Raw genomic sequence first — 18,626 nt, 5'->3', positions numbered from 1 at the left:
TGGCCGGGCATCGTCCCGGCCACTTTCATATTGTGCACCTGGGTTTGTGCGCCTGGGCAAAAAACGTCCCGGTTGCGGCTTTGCGTGCACTCAAGCCCGTGCAAAATTGCGCTCCCGTGATTGAACCCAATCTGCGGCTCGCGCGTCCAACCTGCGAGCGGACGACATCGGAGCTTGCATGACGGCGAGTTCGGACGAGGCGCTCATCCTGAGGATCGCCAATGGCGACCGGATGGCCATGCAGGTGCTGTTCGCCCGGCACCAGATCAAGGTGTTCCGGTTCGTCCTGCGGCTGATCGGCAACGAGGCCGCGGCGGAGGACGTGATCAGCGAGGTGTTTCTCGACGTTTGGCGCTATGCCGGCCGCTTCGAGGCGCGCTCCAGCGTCTCGACCTGGCTCTTGGCGATCGCCCGCAACAAGGCCTACTCGGCGCTGCGGCGTCCCAAGTCCGAAGAACTGGACGAGGCCAAGGCCGAGGCGATCGAGGACACCGGCGATGATCCTGAAGTTGCGGCCCAGAAGCGGGACAAGAGCGAGCTGCTTCGCGACTGCATCCAGCGGCTGTCGGTGGATCATCGCGAAGTGATCGATCTGGTCTACTACCATGAGAAAACGATCGAGGAGGTCGCCGAGATCGTCGGAATTCCGGAGAATACCGTCAAGACTCGCATGTTCTATGCGCGAAAGAAGCTCTCCGAAATGCTGCAGGCGGCAGGAATCGATAGGGGTTGGCCATGACCGAGTTGAAGGACGAGCGCGCCGCCATCGATGAGCTCTTGCCGTGGCATGCCACCGGCCGGCTGTCTGCCGCCGAGGCTGCCCGCGTCGAGGCCGCGCTGCGCGCCGACCCCGAGCTTGCGCGCCGGCTCGATCTGGTCCGCGACGAGCTGGACGAGACCATCCGCGTCAATGAGCGGCTCGGCGCCCCCTCGCCCCACGCCATCGAGAAGCTGTTCGCCAAGATCGACGCCGAGCCGAAATACCCCCTGGCCACGCCGGGCGGGCTTGCCTCGCGCCTGTCGGAATGGCTGGCGGCGCTGGCGCCGCGCACGCTGGCGCTGGCCGTCACCGCCGCCGCGCTGGCGCTGGTGGTGCAGGCCGGCATCATCGGCTCGCTGCTGATCGAGGAGCGGCCGGCGGGCTTTTCCACCGCGTCCGCCCCGACGTTCGAACCGCAGGGCGGCAGCTTCGTGCTGGTCGGCTTCACCGAGACGGCGACCGCCGCCCAGGTGCTGACGTTCCTGAAAGCCAACGAAGCCGTCATTGTCGATGGTCCGCGCGCCGGCGGCCTGTTCAAGCTGCGCGTGTCGGCTGATAGGCTGCCGCCGGAGGAGTTGAACAAGATCGTTCAGCGCCTTGGCGCCGACCGCACGTTGGTGCGGATGGCTGCGCCGGTGCACTAAATAAGACGTATGGACCGACGCGACGTGTGACAGTGACGACCAGGGCCACGCGAGCCGAGACAGCGAGGAGATGGCGATGTCCCGACCCCGAATCCGTGCGCTGCGGCACTGCGCCGTTGTCGCCATCGCCGTGCTGGCCCTGATCGGCCGGGCCGGCGTGTCCGCCGCCCAGACCAATTACGAGCGCGGCAGCCCCTTCTCGGGCGGGTCCGGCGGCCACAGCGGCGGCGGCAATGCCGCCGGCGTGGCGATCGGCATCGGCGCGGCGCTGGCGATCGGCGCCCTGATCGCTGCCTCCCAGTCCCAGGCCGCCACGCGGCCGCGCGGCGACGAGGACGATTGGCGCGGCAATGTGCGCGACAATCCGCCGCCCCGCCCGTTCCATCACACGCCCACGCCGCCGCCCAATCCGCCTTCCGCGCCGTCCTCCGCCGCGTCGCCGCCCGCGCCGCGCTTCACCATCGCCCGCGGCGAGACGCGGTTCGTGCCCAACGAGGTGCTGGTCGAGGTCGGCCGCGGCGTCACGCCGGCCCAGATCGCGGCGATCGAGCGGCGGCTGAAGCTGGTCCGGCTGTCGGAGGAGAGCTTCGTGCTGGCCGGCCGCACCATCTATCGCTACCGGCTCCCGGACGGCGTCCGCTTGCCGGCGGTGCTGGCGGCGCTGTCGCGCGAGCGGCGCGTCGCCTCCGCCCAGCCCAACTACCGTTTCAGCACCCCGCGGGCGACGTTCAAGCTGGCCAGTTCCGGCACCGCCGCCGCGACGATCGATCCCTCGCTGCTCTATGCGCCGCGGGCGCTTCGCCTGGCGGAGGCCCACCAGATGGCGCGCGGCGACAGGGTGCTGGTGGCGGTGATTGATTCCGCGGTCGATCCGGCCCATCCGGAACTCGCCGGGGCGCTCGCCAAGAGCCTCGACGTCACCGGCACCGACGGGACGGCGGCGCCGCACAGCCACGGCACCGGCATGGCCGGCGCCCTGGCCGCCCGCGCCCAGCTCGTCGGCGTCGCGCCCGGGGCGTCGCTTGTTGCCATCACCGCCTTCCGGCCGGAAGGCGAGGGCGCCGGCGGCACCACCGTCACCGTTCTGCGGGCGCTCGATGCCGCGTTCGCGGAGGGCGCGCGGGTGGTCAATATGAGCTTCGCCGGCCCGCGCGACGCGCTGCTCGGCCGGGCGCTGGCAGGAGCGCACGAGCGCGGCCTGATCCTGGTGGCGGCGGCCGGCAATGCCGGGCCGAAATCGCCGCCGCTCTATCCGGCGGCCGACCGCAACGTCATCGCCGTCACCGCCACCGACGCCGACGACAAGGTGTTCGACCTGGCCAATCGCGGCCGCCACGTCACCATCGCCGCGCCCGGCGTCGACGTGCTGGTGCCGGGGCCCGAGGGCGCCTACGCCTTCACCTCGGGCACCTCGGTTGCCGCCGCTCACGTCTCGGGCGTGGTGGCGCTGATGCTGGAGCGCGACCCGACGCTCTCGGCCGACGCGGTGCGCGCAGCCCTCGCCGCATCGGCACGCGACCTCGGCCGCAAGGGCCGCGACGAGGTCTATGGCGCCGGCGAAGCCGATGCCAACGCGGCGGTGCGGCAGTTCGACAAGCGCACCGCCTCGCCCGCCGCGCCGATAGCGAGGTAATACGGTTCTCCGGCTGATCAAGCCGGAGAACCGTATTCAAATCGCCGAAAATCCCGTTATCGAACAAGGGGTTTTCGGCGAGACCATTTCCGGTATCCCGAAGGGATCGACCGGAAACCGGATAACTTCCTACGCCCGCCGCACGATGCCGCCGGTGTCGAGTTCGGCCAGCGCGTCCCGCACCCGCCGGCCGGCGATCACCCGGTCCGGCGCGATCTCGGCCAGCGGCACCAGCACGAAGGCGCGCTCGAACAGCCGCGGGTGCGGCAGCACGAGGCCCGGCTCGTCGAGGGTCACGTCGTCATAGGCGAGAATGTCGATGTCGATCGGCCGCGGCCCCCAGCGCGGCCCGGCCTCGCGCACCCGGCCGAGCCGGCGCTCGACGCCGAGCACCGTTTCCAGCAGCGCCCGCGGCGTCAGCGTGGTTTCCACCAGCACGCAGCGATTGACGAACGTCGGCTGGTCGGCGAGGCCCCAGGGCGGCGTCAGCCAGTCGGAGGAGGCGCGCACGATCTGCACACTGCCGCCCTCTGCCAGCAGCGCCAGCGCCCGGTCGAGCGTCGCCGGCACGTCGCCGAGATTGCCGCCAAGCCCGAGAATGGTGTCGACGGCGGCCGCCGTCATGTCAGGACTGCGGGCGGCGGCGCACCAGCGTGGCGCCGACATCGGCGAACACTGCCTCCAAGGGCGCGTTGGGCTTGTGCACGGTGACGCGCACGCATTCGAGCCTTTCGAACGCCGCGAGCAGGGCGTCGGCCACGGCGCCGGCCGCTGCCTCCACCAGCTTGAAGCGCCGGCTGCAGAAGGCGTCGCGCGCCACCTCGACGATCGCGTCATAGGAGGCGGTATCCTCCAGCCGGTCGCTGGCCGCGGCGGCGGCCAGGTCGAGCTCCAGCACCAGATCGAGCACGAACCGCTGGCCGAGCTTGGCCTCGAAGGCGTGGCAGCCGTGGAAGGCGTGCAGCGTCAGGCCGGTGACGAACAGCCGGTCGCCGGCATGGCCGCTCATCGCACGCCCTCGAGGGCGGCGGCCACCCGCAGCGCCTGCACGGTTTCGAACACGTCGTGCACCCGCACGATGCGCGCGCCCGCCGACACCGCCGCGAGATTGGCGGCGAGCGAGCCGCCGAGCCGCCGCTCGACCGCGGCCGGCGACACCGCGTCGATGAAGCGCTTGCGCGACAGGCCGATCAGCACCGGCCGGCCGAACACCGAGAACTCGGCGAGCCTGGCGATGGCGATCAGGCTCTGGGCCGGCGTCTTGCCGAAGCCGATGCCGGGATCGAGCACGATGCGCTCGCGCCAGATGCCGGCGCGCGCCGCGATCTCCAGCGAGCGGTCGAAGAAGCGCTCGATGTCGGCGACGATGTCGATGTCGGGGTCGACCGCCTCGCGGTTGTGCATCACCACCACCGGCACGCCGTGCTCGGCGGCGACGCTGGCCATGTCGGGGTCGCGCTGCAGGCCCCACACGTCGTTGAGCATCGCCGCGCCGGCCTCCAGCGCGCGGGCCGCCACCTCGGCCTTCATCGTGTCGACCGACACCGGAATGCCGAGGCCGACCGCCGCCGGCAGCACCGGGGCGAGCCGCGCCCATTCCGCCTCGGCCGAAACCGGCGTGGCGTCGCCATAGGGGCGGGTCGATTCGGCGCCGATGTCGAGAATGTCGGCGCCTTCGGCCTGGATCGCGCGGGCGCGGGTGTGCGCGGAGTCAGGCGCATCGAACCTGCCGCCGTCCGAGAACGAGTCGGGCGTGACGTTGAGGATGCCCATCACCAGCGGCCGTCGCGCGGCGAGCGCGCGGTCGAACCAGGACGAGTCGGCCGCCCGAACCGGCGGCGCTGCGGAACCGGAAGGGCGAGCGAGCGACATGGCGCCGCTTTGCGGCTCCCTCGCGACGAAGTCAAGCGGCCGATGGCGGCCGCGGTCCGCCCTCCCCTGCGCCGGCGCGCAATTCCCGACACGACCGGTTTCCACTTTTGCGGCGAATGCTCTAAGCGAAGGGCATGACGAACCTCGCCCGCTCCCCCGATCTTGCTGGCATCGCGGCGCTGGTCTCAGGCGTGCGCGCCCGCAACCGCGCCGCGGTGGCCCGCGCCATCACGCTGGTCGAGTCCAAGAAGCCGGCCCACCAGGCCGATGCCCGCGCGCTGCTGAAGGAGCTTCTGCCCTTCACCGGCCGGGCGACCCGGGTCGGCATCACCGGCGTGCCGGGCGTGGGCAAGTCGACCACCATCGACGTGCTGGGAAGCCACCTCACCGCCAAGGGCCACCGGGTCGCGGTGCTGGCGGTCGACCCGTCCTCGACCCGCACCGGCGGCTCGATCCTCGGCGACAAGACGCGCATGGTGAATCTGGCCGCCGACGACAACGCCTTCATCCGGCCCTCGCCCTCGGCCGGCACGCTGGGCGGCGTCGCCGCCAAGACGCGCGAGACCATGCTGGTGTGCGAGGCGGCGGGCTACGACGTCATCCTGATCGAGACGGTCGGCATCGGCCAGTCGGAGACCGCGGTGTCCGACCTCACCGACACCTTCGTCGCCCTGATGCTGCCCGGTGCCGGCGACGAGCTGCAGGGCATCAAGAAGGGCCTGCTGGAGCTCGCCGACCTGATCGCCGTCAACAAGGCCGATGGCGACAACCTCGCCCGCGCCCGCATTGCTGCGGCCGAATACAAGGCGGCACTGCACATCCTCGCCCCGGCCTCGGCGGTGTGGCAGCCGCCGGTGATCACCTATTCGGCGGCGACGAAAGAGGGCATCGAGCTTTTGTGGTCGCACGTGCTCGACCACCGCAAGAAGACCTCGGACGTCGGCGAGCTGCAGGAGAAGCGCCGCACCCAGCAGGTGAAATGGATGTGGGCGATGGTCGACGACCGGCTGAAGACCAAGATCCACTCCGACCCGACAGTGCGCGCCCGCGTGCCGGCACTGGAGAAGGCGGTCGCCGAGGGCACCTTGCCGGTGTCGCTGGCCGCCGAGGAGATCGCGGCGCTGCTGGGATTTTAGCGCAGGGGCCGACTCCGCGGCGCGGCGGCAAGCCCCTCGCCCGCAAGGCCTCTCACGCCGCGGCGGGCGGGCGCACCGAAGGGTCGCGCACCTGCCAGAAGCGGATGATGCGGCCGGCGGTCTCACGCGTCATCTTAGTATAGGCGTCGAACGCCTGGGCCAGCGCCGCCTCGGTGGTGCCGCGATCGTCGCGCGCCCGCAGCACGTCGCGCAAGGCCAGCCAGCTGATGCCGTTGGCCTTGGCCACCACCACCAGCGGATCGACGGTGTCGAGTTCGAACAGGCGCTTGGCCACGGCGAGGCCGAGGTCGCACATCAGGCTGATGGTGGCGAGCACGTGGGCGGCCTGGCGGCGGCGGGCGAAATCGCGAAGCTGGCGCTCGTCGAGCCGGCCGCAGTCGCGCAGCGCCTGCACCTCCACCATGGCCTGCGCCAGGTCCGAGTCCTCGTCGAGCAGCAGCGCGGCGAAACGGTCGGCGGCGTCGTGGGCGGCGCGGCGGATGCGGCTGGGGTCGTGGAAGCAGCGCGCCGCGTTGAGCTTGCGCACCACCGCCTCGGTGGCCTGGGCGAGCAGCGCCGGGTAGCAGTCGTCGGGCAGGTCCGGCCGGGTGCCGATCACCTCCTGCAGGTCGGAATCGCCCTTGGAGCGGTCGATCAGCCGGTGGAAGCCGGCGCGGGAGAATTTGGCGCCGTCATTGGCCGCAACGATGCGGATCACCTCATTGTCGCCGTGCTTCACCAGCGCGTCGGTGACGGTGGCGCCGAGGGTTTCGCGCTGCGCGATCGCCAGCATGTGCTCGCGGCCGTGGCTTTCAACCACGCACACCAGGTCTTCGTCGCGCAGCACCTGCGAATGGCGCAGCACCGGCTGGGCGACGTGGATGTCCGGATCGAGGGCAAGCCCACGCACGACGCCGTGCGGCGCCTGCGGCAGGCGGGCAATCCGCTCCGACAGCTCGACCCGCGCCGCCGCCTCGATGTTGCTGACCAGGCGCTGGAACACGGAATTGAACAGCGCCGCCTGCGCGTCGGTCAGGCTCGGCTCGGAGGAGATGAACAGGTCCGTTACGCTGCGCAGCGCATCGACGCGCTGGGAGTGGGAGCTGCGGGTCAGCACCGTGTCGAGGTCGGCGAGCAGCGGAGCCTTGGCGGCAGACAAGGACAAGGACAGGGACATGGCATTCCACGCAGGATCGGGCGGGGTCAGCCACACAACCTAATCGAGGTCGCCGAAGAAAGAGTTACCGTGGTGCGGATAAAGAAGCTGATTCGCGTGGCACCAGCGGACGTTAGGGCAGGCTGGCTGCAACCGGCACAACTCGCCGGATGCGCTCGAAACCGGTAACGTGTCGCAACGAGTCGTGATCGCAAACGCGCCGGGCCGGCCGGCTTCCTGTGTCGCGCCGCCGTTTCGAGCGTGTTAGATGCGCCGGAAGTCGGAAGTCATGTTCGAGGTCGAGAAGGTGATGGCGTCACAGACGGTGCGGCCGGACGGGGAACGGGTGCGAATCGGCGTGGTCGGCTGCGGCGTCATGGGGCGCAACCACGCGCGGGTGCTCTCGGAGATTGCGGCCGCCGATCTGGTGGCGATTGCCGATCCAGACCTCGCGGCCGCCGCGCCGGTCGCCGCCCAGCTCGGCACCCAGGCGGTCCCCGACATCGAGGCGCTGATCGCGCTGGGCTGCGAGGCGATGGTGATCGCCGCCCCCACTCATCTGCACCACCCGCTGGCGACGCTGGCGATCGAGCGCGGCATACATGTTCTGATCGAGAAGCCGATCGCCTCCAACCCCGAGGAAGGCCGCGACCTGGTCCAAAAGGCCGTCCGCGCCGGGGTCACCTTGATGGTCGGCCATGTCGAGCGCTTCAACCAGGCCGTTCAGACGGTCAAGGAGGCGATCCGCGACGAGGACATCCTGTCGATCGCCATCACCCGCGTCGGCCCGTTTCCGCCGCGTATGTCGAATGTCGGCGTGGTGATCGATCTCGCCGTGCACGACATCGATCTGATCCGCTGGCTGACCGAATCCGACATCGTCGAGGTCCAGCCGCAGCTTTCCAACGCGGTGGCCGAGCGCGAGGACATCGCGCTCCTGCAGTTCCGCACCGCCTCGGGCGTGCTGGCGCACATCAACACCAACTGGCTCACGCCGTTCAAGGCGCGCCACATCCACGTCGCCACCCGCGACAAGTATGTCATCGGCGACCTGATCACCCGCCAGGTGACCGAATGTTCCGGCTACCGCCCCGACGGCAGCTATTCGATGCGCCACCTGCCGGTCGGCCATACCGAGCCGCTGCGCCTGGAGCTGAACAGCTTCCTGAATGCGCTGAGCAGCGGCATTCCGCCCGGCGTCACCGGCGAGGAGGGGGTGATCAGCCTCGACATCGCCATGCGCTGCCTCGCCGGCGCGGCGAACGCGCCCGCCATTGCGGATTTCGCCGCCGCCAAGGTGCGCAAGGCGCGCTAGTGGCCTGCTTGTCCGCTTCGTTCGCTGGCAATCCGGCGAACTTCGCGGGCAGGACACGAGAGCATTCTCCGCAAGAGCGGGAAGCGGTTTTGCGAACGAGAATGCGACAAGCTTAGGTCGTCCGGCCGTTTCAGTCTGATCGGCGGATGCTCCAAACGTCCTCCCAGACCGGATGCACGACATGACCGAGCCTGCCGCGATTCCCTTCATCGACCTTGGCGCCCAGCGCCGCCGCCTCGGCGCGGCCGTCGATCAGGCGGTGGCACGGGTCATCGACCATGGCCAGTACATTCTCGGGCCGGAGGTGCGCGAGCTGGAGAGCCGGCTCGCCGCCGTCTGCGGCGCCAGGCACGCCTTGAGCTGCGCCTCGGGCACCGACGCGCTGATGCTGGTGCTGCTGGCGCAGGGCATCAAGCCGGGCGATGCGGTGTTCTGCCCGTCCTTCACCTTCTGCGCCACCGCCGAGGTGGTGGCGCTGGTGGGGGCGACGCCGCTGTTCGTCGATGTCGAGGCGGCGACCTTCAACATGAGTCCGCAGGGGCTGGAGCGCGGCATCGCCACCGCCAGGCGGCTGGGCCTCAGGCCGGCGCTGGTCATTCCGGTCGACCTGTTCGGCCTGCCGGCGGACTATGACGCGATCCTGCCGGTCGCCGAGCGCCACGGCTTGCCGGTGCTGTCGGACGCCGCCCAGAGCTTCGGCGCCACCTATCGGGGCCGCAAGGTCGGCACGTTCGGCGTGGCCACCGCCACCAGCTTCTTTCCGGCCAAGCCGCTCGGCTGCTATGGCGACGGCGGCGCGGTGTTCACCGACGACGATGCGCTGATCGAGGTTTTGCGCTCGCTGCGCGTCCACGGCATGGGCGCCGACAAGTACGACAATGTCCGCCTCGGCATGACCGGGCGGCTCGACACCATCCAGGCGGCGGTGCTGATCGAGAAGCTGAAGATCTTCGACGACGAGATCGCCGCCCGCGACCGCGCCGCCGCCGCCTACAGTGCCGCGCTCAAGGACCTCGCCATCGTGCCGCGCGTGCCCGAGGGGCTCACCTCGGTGTGGGCGCAGTACACCCTGCGCCTCCGGCCCGGCCGGCGCGACAGGCTCGCCGCCGACCTGCGCCCGCAGGGCATCCCGACCGCGATCTATTATCCCAAGGCGCTGCACCAGCAGGTGGCCTACCGCCACTTCCCGGTCGCCGACGGCGGCCTGGCGGTGACCGAGCGGCTGGTCGACGAGGTGATCTCGCTGCCGATGCACGGCTATCTCGACGAGGCGACGCAAGGCCGTATCATCGAGGCGGTGCGTCGGGCGCTGGCGTGACTTATCGACCCTCTTCATTTTTGGGAGGGCGGCTCGCAATCTTAATGTGGCGAGAGATAGCGAGGCGGGTAAGGGAAACGGACGCCACCAGTTTACCAGTCAACCGGTAATGCCCTAATTTTGAAGCCACCATTTTAGGCGGAGAATTATTCATCAACGCTGTGCAGTTAACAATGTGGCCGAGCAGGAGTGGGGGCATGAAAGATGGAGAATTCCTACTTGGAGTCGTTGCGAAATATTGCAATGAATTTCGACACCCTGCCCTCATGTCGTTTGGAGTGTTTCACCACACCATAAAAAGTTGGCGCGGCACATCAGAAAGTTACAAGTCTGGCTGCTACGTGTATTTTTCGGAAGATTATAAGCCGCTTTACATTGGAAAGGCGTCATTTGCAAAAAGCATTGGTGATCGCTTGTTTGCACATGACCACAGACTACCTATGTCATGGTGGCGAGAAAATGCAGCGTCGGTGACGCTTATCACCGTGGCTAACGCGTTTGAGGCGCCCTCTTTCGAGGAGTTTTTAATTGAACAACTCCGTCCAGCCGGGAACAAGGTTGGCGCAATATTGAAGCCCAACCCATCTAATTAGGAGACATCCTCACCCGCCCTCGCTTCATTTGGCACCCTCTCCGCAAGGCAGATGCCGACGCTAACTAGGTTTTCGGCGTCTTTTCTAGGATCACCACAAGATTCACGCGTCTCGCGTCGGCGACCTCAGTCTCCTCACATAAGCGCATGCCATGCTGAAGGGCATCCTCTCCGTCGGCGGCTTCACGCTTCTCTCCCGCGTCACCGGCTTCGTCCGCGACGTGGTGCTCGCCGCCGTGCTCGGCGCCGGCCCGCTCAATGACGCCTTCCTGGTGGCGCTGCGGCTGCCCAACCATTTCCGCGCCATCTTCGCCGAAGGCGCCTTCAACGCCGCCTTCGTGCCGGCCTATGCGAGAGCCCGCGAGGAGGAGGGCGAGGAGGCGGCGCGCACCTTCGCCGGCCGCATCCTCACGCTGCTGGTGCTGGCGACCGGGCTCGTCACCGCGCTCGCCATGGCGTTCACCCCGCAGGTGATCGACCTCCTGGCGCCGGGCTTTGCCGGCGATGCCGGCCGCTTCGACCTCGCGGTGGCGCTGATCCGCATCACCTTCCCCTATCTGGTGTTCATTTCCGTCGTCACCCTGCTCGGCGGCATGCTGAACGCCCACAAGCGCTTTGCCGCGGCGGCCGGCGCGCCGATCCTGCTCAATGTCGCGATCGTCGCGGCGCTGACCGGTGCCGCGGCGTTTCCGACCGCCGCCCATGCGGCCGCCTGGGGCGTGTTCGTTGCCGGCATCGCCGAACTCGCCCTCCTGATGGCCGATGCGCGCCGGGCCGGCATCCTGCCGCCCTTCCGCTGGCCGCGCTTCGGCGGGGCGGTGGCCCGCTTCTTCAAGGCGCTGGGGCCAGCGACCATCGGCTCGATGGGCACGCAGATCGCGCTGTTCGCCGACACCATCATCGCCTCGCTGCTGCCGGTCGGGGCGCTGTCGGCGCTCTATTATGCCGACCGCCTGCAGCAATTGCCGATCGGCGTCATCGGCATCGCCGCCGGCACCGTGCTGCTGCCGGAGATGGCGCGCCGGCTGGCGGCGGGCGACGAGGCGGGCGCCGCCGAGGCGCAGCGCCGGGTGATCGCCATCACCTTGCTGCTGGCGGTGCCGTGCCTTGCGGTGTTCCTGACCATTCCGCACCTGGTGATGAAGGCGCTGTTCGCGCGCGGTGCATTCACCAGTGCCGACGCGGCCGCGGCCGGCCAGACGCTGGCGGCCTACGCCACCGGTCTCTTGCCCTTCGTGGTGCTGCGGGCGTTCGTGGCGCCATTCCACGCCCGGCGCGACACCTTCACGCCGATGGTGGCGGTGTTCGCCGGCGTGTTCGTCAATGTGTCGCTGAAGGTGGCACTGATGGCGCCGCTGGCGCAGATCGGCCTGGCGCTCGGCACTGCGGCCGGCGCCTGGGTCAATGTTGGCCTCCTTGCCGTGCTGGCGGCGCGCCGCGGCTTTCCCGGCCTCGGGCGCGACACGGTGGCGACCGCCGCCCGCATTCTCACCGCCGGCGGCGCGCTGGCGCTGGTGCTGGTGTTCGCCGAGGCGCCGCTGCGCGCCGCACTGGCCGGCCTGCCGCTGCACGACGAGCTGACGCTGGCGGCGCTCGGGCTCATCGGTGCGCTGGTCTATGTCGGCGTGGTGCTGGCGCTGTTTGGGCGGCGGCGCCTGCGGGCCCTGCTGGGGCGGCGCGGGGCGCCGGCCAGCCCGTCGATCACGGAAAGGTGACTGAAGGTCAGTCCCGATCGAACCGCATGTCTTGTTGCGGCTGAAACCGCGCCCGCGGGCGGCGCCTCATCGCGCGTCCGCCGGGAACCGCCTGTTCGGACAGGGATTATCGCGGCGTGGCGCGCCATGACTCGCGAAATCGTCCGCCATCCCCCATATCGGTTCGGTTGCCGAAGACGCAGGTTCATCGTGACAGGGCGGCCGGAGCATCGGCCATCGCCGGCGTTGATGGATCGGCAGCAATAGATCGCATTTGATTGTCGCCGCGTCCCGGTGCCATAGGGAGCGTTCGACACAGTCCGTGATAATGCCGCCCCGTGCCGGACACATCGGAGGCCGAGGGCGGCGAGGGGAGACCGCATGCGGATCATGGGCGCTGGTGCACGCCGCACCGGCTTGTTCGTCTTGGGCTTGGTGGCCTTCGGTCTTCTGGCGGGCTGCGGCGGCAGCCAGCCGCCGGCACCGCCGGCGGCGCCGGCCGTCACGGTCGCCAACCCGGTGCGCAAGGTGGTGGCCGAGACCGACGAATATGTCGGCCGCTTCGTGGCGATCGACGCCGTCGAGGTTCGCGCCCGCGTGTCCGGCTATCTTGACGCCATCCATTTCACCGACGGCCAGCTCGTCAAGCAGGGCGACCTGCTGTTCACCATCGACCGGCGGCCGTTCGAGGCGACGCTGGCCCAGGCCAAGGCCAATCTGGCCCAAGCCAAGGCCAACCTCGCCTTCAGCGAGTCCGATCTCAACCGCGCCCAGCAGCTGGTGCGCGACAAGACTATCACCGAACAGACCTTCGACCAGCGCGTCCAGGCCAAGCGGGTCGCCGAGGCCAATGTGGCGGCGCAGGAGGCGGCGGTGAAGCAGACCGAGCTCGACCTCGCCTTCACCGAGTTGCGCGCCCCCATCTCCGGCCGCATCGGCGACCGGCGGGTGTCGCCCGGCAATCTGGTCACCGGCGGCGTCACGGGCAACACCACGCTGCTCGCCACCATCGTCTCGACCGATCCCATCCGCTTCGAGTTCACCATCGATGAGGCCTCCTTCATCCGCTACCAGCGGCTGGCCAAGGAGGGGGTCGACAGCATCTCCAGCCGGGAGGGCCGGACGCCGGTGCTGCTGCGGCTGATCGACGAGAAGACCTTCGGCCACAAGGGCCAGATGGATTTCATCGACAATGTGGTCGAAAAGGGCTCGGGCACCATTCGCGGCCGCGCGGTGTTCGAAAATGCCAACGGCCTGTTCACGCCCGGCGTGTTCGCCCGCATCCAGGTGCCGGCGGCGGCGGCGGGCGAGGCGCTGATGGTGCCGGACACCGCCATCGCCAGCGAGCAGATCCGCAAGTTCGTCTATGTCGTCGGCGACGACGACATCGCCAAGCCCAGATATGTCGTGCTCGGCCAGCTCGTCGACGGGCTCAGGGTGGTTAAGGAGGGGCTGTCGCCGCAGGACCGCGTGGTGGTCAACGGCCTCGCCCGCATCCGGCCGATGATGAAGGTGACGCCGCAGCCGCAGGGCGCGGCGCCCCCCGGCCCCACCGCCGCCCCGGCGAAATAAGGCAGCGCCCCCATGCGATTGTCCCGCTTCTTCATCGACCGGCCGATCTTTGCCTCGGTGGTGTCGATCGTCTTCATCATTCTCGGCGGCGTGGCGTTCCTCCGCCTGCCGGTGGCGCAGTATCCCGAGATCGCGCCGCCGGTGATCAACATCACCGGACAGTATCCCGGCGCCAGCTCCGAGACCGTGGCCGCCACCGTGGTGGCGCCGCTGGAGCAGCAGATCAACGGCGTGGAGGGGATGCTCTACATCTACTCCAACTCCACCGCCGACGGCCGCTTCACGATTTCGGTGACCTTCGACATCGGCGTCAATCTCGACATCGCCCAGGTGCAGGTGCAGAACCGCGTCGCCACCGCCACGCCGCGCCTGCCATCCCAGGTGCAGCAGATCGGCGTCACGGTCGCCAAGAGCTCCCCCAACATCCTGATGGTGGTGAGCCTCTATTCGCCCGACAAGTCGCGCGACACGCTGTTCATCTCCAACTTCGCCAACATCCAGATCAAGGACGTGCTGTCGCGCGTCGACGGCGTCGGCTCCATCACGGTGTTCGGCAGCCGCGACTATGCGATGCAGGTGTGGCTCGATCCCGACCGCCTGCAGTCGCTGAACCTGACGGCGGGCGACGTCACCGCCGCGCTGCAGGCGCAGAACATCCAGGTCGCCTCGGGCGTGCTCAACCAGCCGCCGGTGCCAGACCAGCTTGCCTTCCAGGTCGCGGTGCAGACGCTGGGGCGGCTCACCGAGCCCGAGCAGTTCGCCAACGTCGTGGTCAAGCAAACCGACAACGCCATCGTCCGTATCAAGGACGTGGCGCGGGTCGAGCTGACGGCGCAGGACTACGCCTCCACCTCCTATCTCGACCGCGACCCCTCGGTCGGGCTCGGCGTCTTCCAGCGTCCGGGTTCCAACGCGCTCACCGCCGGCAACGCCGTGCTGGCGACGATGGAGGAGTTGTCCAAGTCCTTCCCGCCGGGCGTCAAATACGCCGTCCTCTACAACCCCACTCAGTTCATCCAGCAGTCGGTCAATGCGGTGATCGAGACCATGCTGGAGGCGGTGGCGCTGGTGGTGCTGGTGGTGATCCTGTTCCTGCAGACCTGGCGGGCGGCGATCATCCCCATTCTGGCAATTCCGATCTCGCTGATCGGCACCTTCTTCGTGATGAGCGTCGCCGGCTTCTCGATCAACAATCTGTCGCTGTTCGGCCTAGTGCTGGCCATCGGCATCGTCGTCGACGACGCCATCGTCGTCGTGGAGAACGTCGAGCGCAACATCGCCACCGGGATGGAGCCGCACGAGGCGGCGCGCAAGACCATGGACGAGGTCGGCACCGCGCTGGTGGCCATCGCGCTGGTGCTGTGCGCGGTGTTCATTCCCTCGATGTTCATCACCGGCATTTCGGGCCAGTTCTACCGCCAGTTCGCGCTCACCATCGCCAGCGCCACGGTGATCTCGCTGATCATCTCGCTCACGCTGTCGCCGGCGATGTGCGCGCTGCTGCTGAAGCCCCACGATCCGCGCCATCGCGACACATGGTGGGAGAAGCCGTTCCACGCGTTCTTCCGCCTTTTCAACCGCGGCTTCGACGGCGTGGCGCGCAGCTACAGCTGGGTGGTAGGCAAGGTCGTGCGCATCGCGGTGGTGATGCTGATCGCCTATGCGGCGATCATCGCCGCCGGCCTCAACTTCTTCGCCGATACGCCGCGCGGCTTCATCCCGCAGCAGGACCGCGGCGTGCTGGTGGTGGCCTCGCAGCTGCCGCCCGGCGCCTCGATGGCGCGCACCGACGCGGTGATGCGCAAGGCGGCCGACATGGTGCTGGCGACGCCCGGCGTCGCCCACGTCGTCAACATCGTCGGCTTCTCCGGCGCCACCCGCACCAACGCGCCCAATGCGGGGGCGATGTTCGTCATCCTGGAGCCGTTCGAGGCCCGCAGGGGCGATCCCAGCCGGTCGGCGACGGCGATCCAGGGCCAGCTGTTCCGCAAGTTCGCGGCGATCCAGGACGCCTTCATGATCGTCGTGCTGCCGCCGCCGGTGGACGGCATCGGCAATGCCGGCGGCTTTCGCATGATGATCGAGGACCGGGCCGGGCTCGGGCCGCAGGCGCTGCAGGGCGCGGTCTATGGCATGATGGGCAAGGCGGCGCAGACGCCGGGGCTGAAGCAGGTGTTCTCGCTCTACGAGACTGCGACGCCCCAGCTCTATCTCGATATCGACCGCACCAAGGCGCAGATGCTCGGCGTCAATATCGCCGACGCCTTCAACACGCTGCAGGTCTATATCGGCTCGTCCTACGTGAATGACCTTAATCTGTTCGGCCGCACCTTCCGCGTCCAGGCGCAGGCCGACGCGCCCTACCGGCTGGAGCCGGACGACATTCTGAAGCTGCACGTGCGCAACAAGGCCGGGGAGATGGTGCCGTTCGGCTCCTTCACCACGGTGCGCGACATCTCCGGCTCCTACCGCACGCCGCGCTACAACATCTATCCCGCGGCCGAGCTCGACGGCGACACCATGCCCGGCACCTCGCAAGGGCAGGCCATGGCGATCATGGAGAAGATCGCCGCCGAGACCCTGCCGCCGGGCATCGGCTATGAGTGGACCGACATCGCCTTCCAGCAGCAGCGCGCCGGCGACACCGCCACCTTCGCCTTCGTGCTCGGCGTGGTGTTCGTGTTCCTGGTGCTGGCCGCGCAATATGAAAGCCTGACGCTGCCCTTGGCGGTGATCCTGATCGTGCCGATGTGTCTCGTCGCCTCGATCGCCGGCATCCTGCTGCGCGGGATGGACAACAACATCCTCACCCAGGTCGGCTTCGTGGTGCTGATCGCGCTGGCATCGAAAAACGCCATCCTGATCGTCGAGTTCGCCAAGCAGCTGGAGGACGGGGGCCGCGACCGCTTCGCCGCGGCGATGGAGGCGGCGCGGCTGAGGTTGCGGCCGATCATCATGACCTCGCTCGCCTTCATCCTTGGCGTGGTGCCGCTGGCCTGGGCCACCGGCGCCGGCTCGGAACTGCGGCGCGCGCTCGGCACCGCGGTGTTCTCCGGCATGATCGGCGTCACCGTGTTCGGCCTCGTCTTCACGCCGGTGTTCTATGTGATCTGCCGCTGGATCGCGGGCTTTTCCGAGCGGCGGGCTCGCCGCCGGGCGGAGGCCAGCGGCGCCGCGGCCGGCTGAGGCGGCGGCCCGGACACTCACCGGGATTGCGGCCGATCAGCCGCAATCCCGATCGTCCGCAAGCCGCCTCAATCGGGCGTCGCCGCCTCGCGTTCGCGGCTGCGCTTGAGGCCGAGCCGGCGCTCGCGCCAGATCACCACGAGCCCGGCGCCGACGACGATCGCCGCGCCCACCAGCACCATCGGCCCCGGCACCTCGCGGAACGCCACCCAGCCCAGCGCCGTCGCCCAGATGATCGCCGTATAGTCGAACGGCGCGAGCAGCGAGGCGTCGGCGTAGCGGTAGCTCTGCGTCATCAGGATCTGCGCCACCCCGCCGAGCAGGCCGGTGGCGATCAGGGCGGCGATGGTCTCGATGTCGGGCACCACCCAGCCGAACGGCGCGGTCGCCAGCGCCATCAGCGTCGAATAGAGCGCGAAATAGAACACGATGGCGCCGGTGGTCTCGGTGTAGGTCAGCCGCCGGATCTGCACCACCGCACCCGCCGACAGCACCGCGCCGGTGAGCGAGGCGAGTGCGCCGATGGCCGCCGTGCTGGTGACGTCGCCCCCACCGAAGCGCGGCCACAGGATGATCAGCACCCCGGCGAGCCCCACCGCCACCGCGCTCCAGCGGAACAGCCGCACCTTCTCCTTGAGGAACAGCGCCGCGAAGGCCACCGAGATCAGCGGCATCGCGAAGCTGATGGCCGTGGCCTCTGCCAGCGGCAGCAGCGCGAGGCCGGTGAACATGAAGAACATCGCGAAGATGCCGGTGAGGCCGCGAAAGAAGTGGCCAAGCGGATGCTGCGTGCGCAGGGCGGTGGCCAGCTCGCCCTCATAGGCGAGCCACGCCAGGAGCGGCACGATCGTGAAGAAGGCGCGAAAGCACACCACCTCGCCGGCCGGCACCGCCGTGCCGATGTGGCGCACGAGCCCCGACAGGCCGGTGAAGCAGAACACCGCCAGCAGTTTGAGGAGCATGCCCTTCAGGGGAAGCGTCATGGCCGCAGGGTCGGGGCAAAAGGTGTGAGGAAAAGAGTGCGGGGCCTGCCGCACGGGAGGGCGCGGCACGGAGACCGGGGGATCGGGGGGGACGAGGCGCGCGGCGACGGTGCGGACCCGTTCAGACTCACCGGAGCGGAAACGACTACCAAATCACGCACGGCGCCAATTCTGAACGCCTGCAAACGCGCGGCAGGGATGCGGTCATTTGCCGCCGCAGGACGGCGCGCAGAACGCCGCGTGCAGGGCGACGATCATCGCGCGCACCTCGTCGCGCGCCAGGGAGTAATAGATGTGCTTGCCCTCGCGCCGGGCGCGCACAAGGTGCTCGCCCTTCAGGCGCGCCAGTTGCTGCGACACCGCGGGCTGGCGCTCGTCCAGAAGCTCGGCCAGCTCCATCACCGACTTCTCGCCCTCAACCAGAAGGCACAGGATCACCAGCCGCGATTCGTGGGCCAGCGCCTTGAGGAACTCGCTGGCGTCGCGCGCATGCCGCAACAGCTCGGCGACGTCGAGGGAGGGCTCGCCTGGGCCGGCGTCGCTGCGGGGGAGATGCGGAGGAGTCATCGGGATATCGCGCCGGTTGGGAAGGGCGAGGGCAGCGCGCCGGCGCCGCTCGCCGGGCGGCGCGGCCGCGACGGCACCGTCGAAACGCAGCGGGCGGGACGCGCCGGACCGCTCATGACATCCCCTCGCGAAAGCTTGGCATGCGGACGGCCAATGTCATTACACATTTACACATGTGAATAGACGCAACAAATACCG

16 protein-coding genes are annotated in these 18,626 nt (G+C 68.9%); 10 read left to right on the top strand and 6 right to left on the bottom strand.

The genetic code is table 11. The features are described 5' to 3' along the window. The first annotated feature begins 178 nt into the window (after window positions 1-178). The 3 genes from F1193_RS03400 to F1193_RS03390 all read left to right on the top strand — a co-directional run bounded on the left by F1193_RS03400 (window position 179) and on the right by F1193_RS03390 (window position 3,037). Entirely contained in the window at window positions 179-739 is a 561-nt protein-coding gene (locus F1193_RS03400) for a sigma-70 family RNA polymerase sigma factor (RefSeq protein WP_150096263.1), read from the top strand. After that, complete coding sequence (locus F1193_RS03395; protein ID WP_150096262.1) at window positions 736-1,404, top strand: hypothetical protein; 669 nt, start codon at window positions 736-738, stop codon at window positions 1,402-1,404. Before F1193_RS03400 ends, F1193_RS03395 begins: the two co-directional genes overlap by 4 nt. 76 nt (window positions 1,405-1,480) lie before the next feature. Next, entirely contained in the window at window positions 1,481-3,037 is a 1,557-nt protein-coding gene (locus tag F1193_RS03390; RefSeq protein ID WP_150096261.1) for a S8 family serine peptidase, read from the top strand. Window positions 3,038-3,166: 129 nt separating this feature from the next. On the opposite strand, the gene folK is transcribed toward F1193_RS03390, so the two are convergent. From folK to folP, 3 genes are read right to left on the bottom strand one after another with little or no spacing between them, the layout of a single operon-like run. Then, window positions 3,167-3,661 carry a 2-amino-4-hydroxy-6-hydroxymethyldihydropteridine diphosphokinase gene (gene folK, locus F1193_RS03385; RefSeq protein ID WP_150096260.1) on the bottom strand — a complete coding sequence of 165 codons (495 nt, stop codon included), beginning with the start codon at window positions 3,659-3,661 and terminating at the stop codon, window positions 3,167-3,169. A 1-nt stretch (window position 3,662) separates the two neighbouring features. Continuing rightward, window positions 3,663-4,046: a dihydroneopterin aldolase gene (gene folB, locus F1193_RS03380; RefSeq protein WP_150096259.1), complete on the bottom strand. Its 384-nt coding sequence runs from the start codon at window positions 4,044-4,046 to the stop codon at window positions 3,663-3,665. Then, complete coding sequence (gene folP, locus F1193_RS03375) at window positions 4,043-4,909, bottom strand: dihydropteroate synthase (RefSeq protein WP_150096258.1); 867 nt, start codon at window positions 4,907-4,909, stop codon at window positions 4,043-4,045. The genes folB and folP overlap by 4 nt, the downstream gene beginning before the upstream one ends. Before the next feature lie 134 nt (window positions 4,910-5,043). Between folP and meaB the strand changes: the two genes are divergently transcribed. Next, window positions 5,044-6,045, top strand: coding sequence for a methylmalonyl Co-A mutase-associated GTPase MeaB (gene meaB / locus F1193_RS03370; RefSeq protein ID WP_150096257.1), 1,002 nt, complete (start codon window positions 5,044-5,046; stop codon window positions 6,043-6,045). Between the two features lie 52 nt (window positions 6,046-6,097). Here meaB and F1193_RS03365 read toward each other — a convergent pair whose 3' ends face one another. Continuing rightward, window positions 6,098-7,222: a DUF2336 domain-containing protein gene (locus F1193_RS03365; RefSeq protein ID WP_150096256.1), complete on the bottom strand. Its 1,125-nt coding sequence runs from the start codon at window positions 7,220-7,222 to the stop codon at window positions 6,098-6,100. 289 nt (window positions 7,223-7,511) lie between these two features. Here F1193_RS03365 and F1193_RS03360 point away from each other — a divergent pair, with 289 nt between their 5' ends. The 6 genes from F1193_RS03360 to F1193_RS03335 all read left to right on the top strand — a co-directional run bounded on the left by F1193_RS03360 (window position 7,512) and on the right by F1193_RS03335 (window position 16,878). Continuing rightward, a complete protein-coding gene (locus F1193_RS03360; protein ID WP_150096360.1) occupies window positions 7,512-8,516 on the top strand; it encodes a Gfo/Idh/MocA family protein in 1,005 nt (334 codons plus the stop codon). A 172-nt stretch (window positions 8,517-8,688) separates the two neighbouring features. After that, window positions 8,689-9,834, top strand: a complete 1,146-nt coding sequence (locus F1193_RS03355) for a DegT/DnrJ/EryC1/StrS family aminotransferase (RefSeq protein WP_150096255.1) — start codon at window positions 8,689-8,691, stop codon at window positions 9,832-9,834. Window positions 9,835-10,031: 197 nt separating this feature from the next. Continuing rightward, entirely contained in the window at window positions 10,032-10,427 is a 396-nt protein-coding gene (locus F1193_RS03350) for a GIY-YIG nuclease family protein (RefSeq protein WP_150096254.1), read from the top strand. A 151-nt stretch (window positions 10,428-10,578) separates the two neighbouring features. After that, the gene (gene murJ, locus F1193_RS03345) at window positions 10,579-12,141 is read left to right on the top strand and encodes a murein biosynthesis integral membrane protein MurJ (RefSeq protein ID WP_150096253.1); all 1,563 of its coding nucleotides are present in this window, start codon (window positions 10,579-10,581) and stop codon (window positions 12,139-12,141) included. Window positions 12,142-12,510: 369 nt separating this feature from the next. Further along, window positions 12,511-13,692 (top strand): efflux RND transporter periplasmic adaptor subunit, encoded by a 1,182-nt coding sequence (locus tag F1193_RS03340; protein ID WP_150096359.1) that lies wholly within the window; start codon window positions 12,511-12,513, stop codon window positions 13,690-13,692. Window positions 13,693-13,704: 12 nt separating this feature from the next. After that, on the top strand, window positions 13,705-16,878 hold the full coding sequence (locus F1193_RS03335) for an efflux RND transporter permease subunit (RefSeq protein ID WP_150096252.1): 3,174 nt from the start codon (window positions 13,705-13,707) through the stop codon (window positions 16,876-16,878). Between the two features lie 68 nt (window positions 16,879-16,946). Here F1193_RS03335 and F1193_RS03330 read toward each other — a convergent pair whose 3' ends face one another. Together F1193_RS03330 and F1193_RS03325 are read right to left on the bottom strand one after the other, a co-directional pair. Then, window positions 16,947-17,861 (bottom strand): DMT family transporter, encoded by a 915-nt coding sequence (locus F1193_RS03330; protein WP_150096251.1) that lies wholly within the window; start codon window positions 17,859-17,861, stop codon window positions 16,947-16,949. A 204-nt stretch (window positions 17,862-18,065) separates the two neighbouring features. Continuing rightward, on the bottom strand, window positions 18,066-18,428 hold the full coding sequence (locus tag F1193_RS03325) for an ArsR/SmtB family transcription factor (RefSeq protein WP_150096250.1): 363 nt from the start codon (window positions 18,426-18,428) through the stop codon (window positions 18,066-18,068). Window positions 18,429-18,626 lie beyond the last annotated feature (198 nt).

This window comes from Blastochloris sulfoviridis (assembly GCF_008630065.1).
Classification (GTDB): domain Bacteria; phylum Pseudomonadota; class Alphaproteobacteria; order Rhizobiales; family Xanthobacteraceae; genus Blastochloris; species Blastochloris sulfoviridis.
The sequence above is the reverse complement of the archived record's forward strand: the minus strand, read 5'-3'. Positions and strand labels throughout refer to the sequence as shown.

Excerpts from the sequence above, each read along its gene's own strand:
- meaB (WP_150096257.1), top strand. The coding sequence starts at position 5,044 with ATGACGAACCTCGCCCGCTCCCCCGATCTTGCTGGCATCGCGGCGCTG.
- folK (WP_150096260.1), bottom strand. The coding sequence starts at position 3,661 with ATGACGGCGGCCGCCGTCGACACCATTCTCGGGCTTGGCGGCAATCTC.
- F1193_RS03355 (WP_150096255.1), top strand. The coding sequence starts at position 8,689 with ATGCACGACATGACCGAGCCTGCCGCGATTCCCTTCATCGACCTTGGC.
- F1193_RS03340 (WP_150096359.1), top strand. The coding sequence starts at position 12,511 with ATGGGCGCTGGTGCACGCCGCACCGGCTTGTTCGTCTTGGGCTTGGTG.
- F1193_RS03390 (WP_150096261.1), top strand. The coding sequence starts at position 1,481 with ATGTCCCGACCCCGAATCCGTGCGCTGCGGCACTGCGCCGTTGTCGCC.
- murJ (WP_150096253.1), top strand. The coding sequence starts at position 10,579 with ATGCTGAAGGGCATCCTCTCCGTCGGCGGCTTCACGCTTCTCTCCCGC.
- F1193_RS03395 (WP_150096262.1), top strand. The coding sequence starts at position 736 with ATGACCGAGTTGAAGGACGAGCGCGCCGCCATCGATGAGCTCTTGCCG.
- F1193_RS03400 (WP_150096263.1), top strand. The coding sequence starts at position 179 with ATGACGGCGAGTTCGGACGAGGCGCTCATCCTGAGGATCGCCAATGGC.
- F1193_RS03335 (WP_150096252.1), top strand. The coding sequence starts at position 13,705 with ATGCGATTGTCCCGCTTCTTCATCGACCGGCCGATCTTTGCCTCGGTG.
- F1193_RS03365 (WP_150096256.1), bottom strand. The coding sequence starts at position 7,222 with ATGTCCCTGTCCTTGTCCTTGTCTGCCGCCAAGGCTCCGCTGCTCGCC.
- F1193_RS03325 (WP_150096250.1), bottom strand. The coding sequence starts at position 18,428 with ATGACTCCTCCGCATCTCCCCCGCAGCGACGCCGGCCCAGGCGAGCCC.
- F1193_RS03330 (WP_150096251.1), bottom strand. The coding sequence starts at position 17,861 with ATGACGCTTCCCCTGAAGGGCATGCTCCTCAAACTGCTGGCGGTGTTC.
- F1193_RS03360 (WP_150096360.1), top strand. The coding sequence starts at position 7,512 with ATGGCGTCACAGACGGTGCGGCCGGACGGGGAACGGGTGCGAATCGGC.
- F1193_RS03350 (WP_150096254.1), top strand. The coding sequence starts at position 10,032 with ATGAAAGATGGAGAATTCCTACTTGGAGTCGTTGCGAAATATTGCAAT.
- folP (WP_150096258.1), bottom strand. The coding sequence starts at position 4,909 with ATGTCGCTCGCTCGCCCTTCCGGTTCCGCAGCGCCGCCGGTTCGGGCG.
- folB (WP_150096259.1), bottom strand. The coding sequence starts at position 4,046 with ATGAGCGGCCATGCCGGCGACCGGCTGTTCGTCACCGGCCTGACGCTG.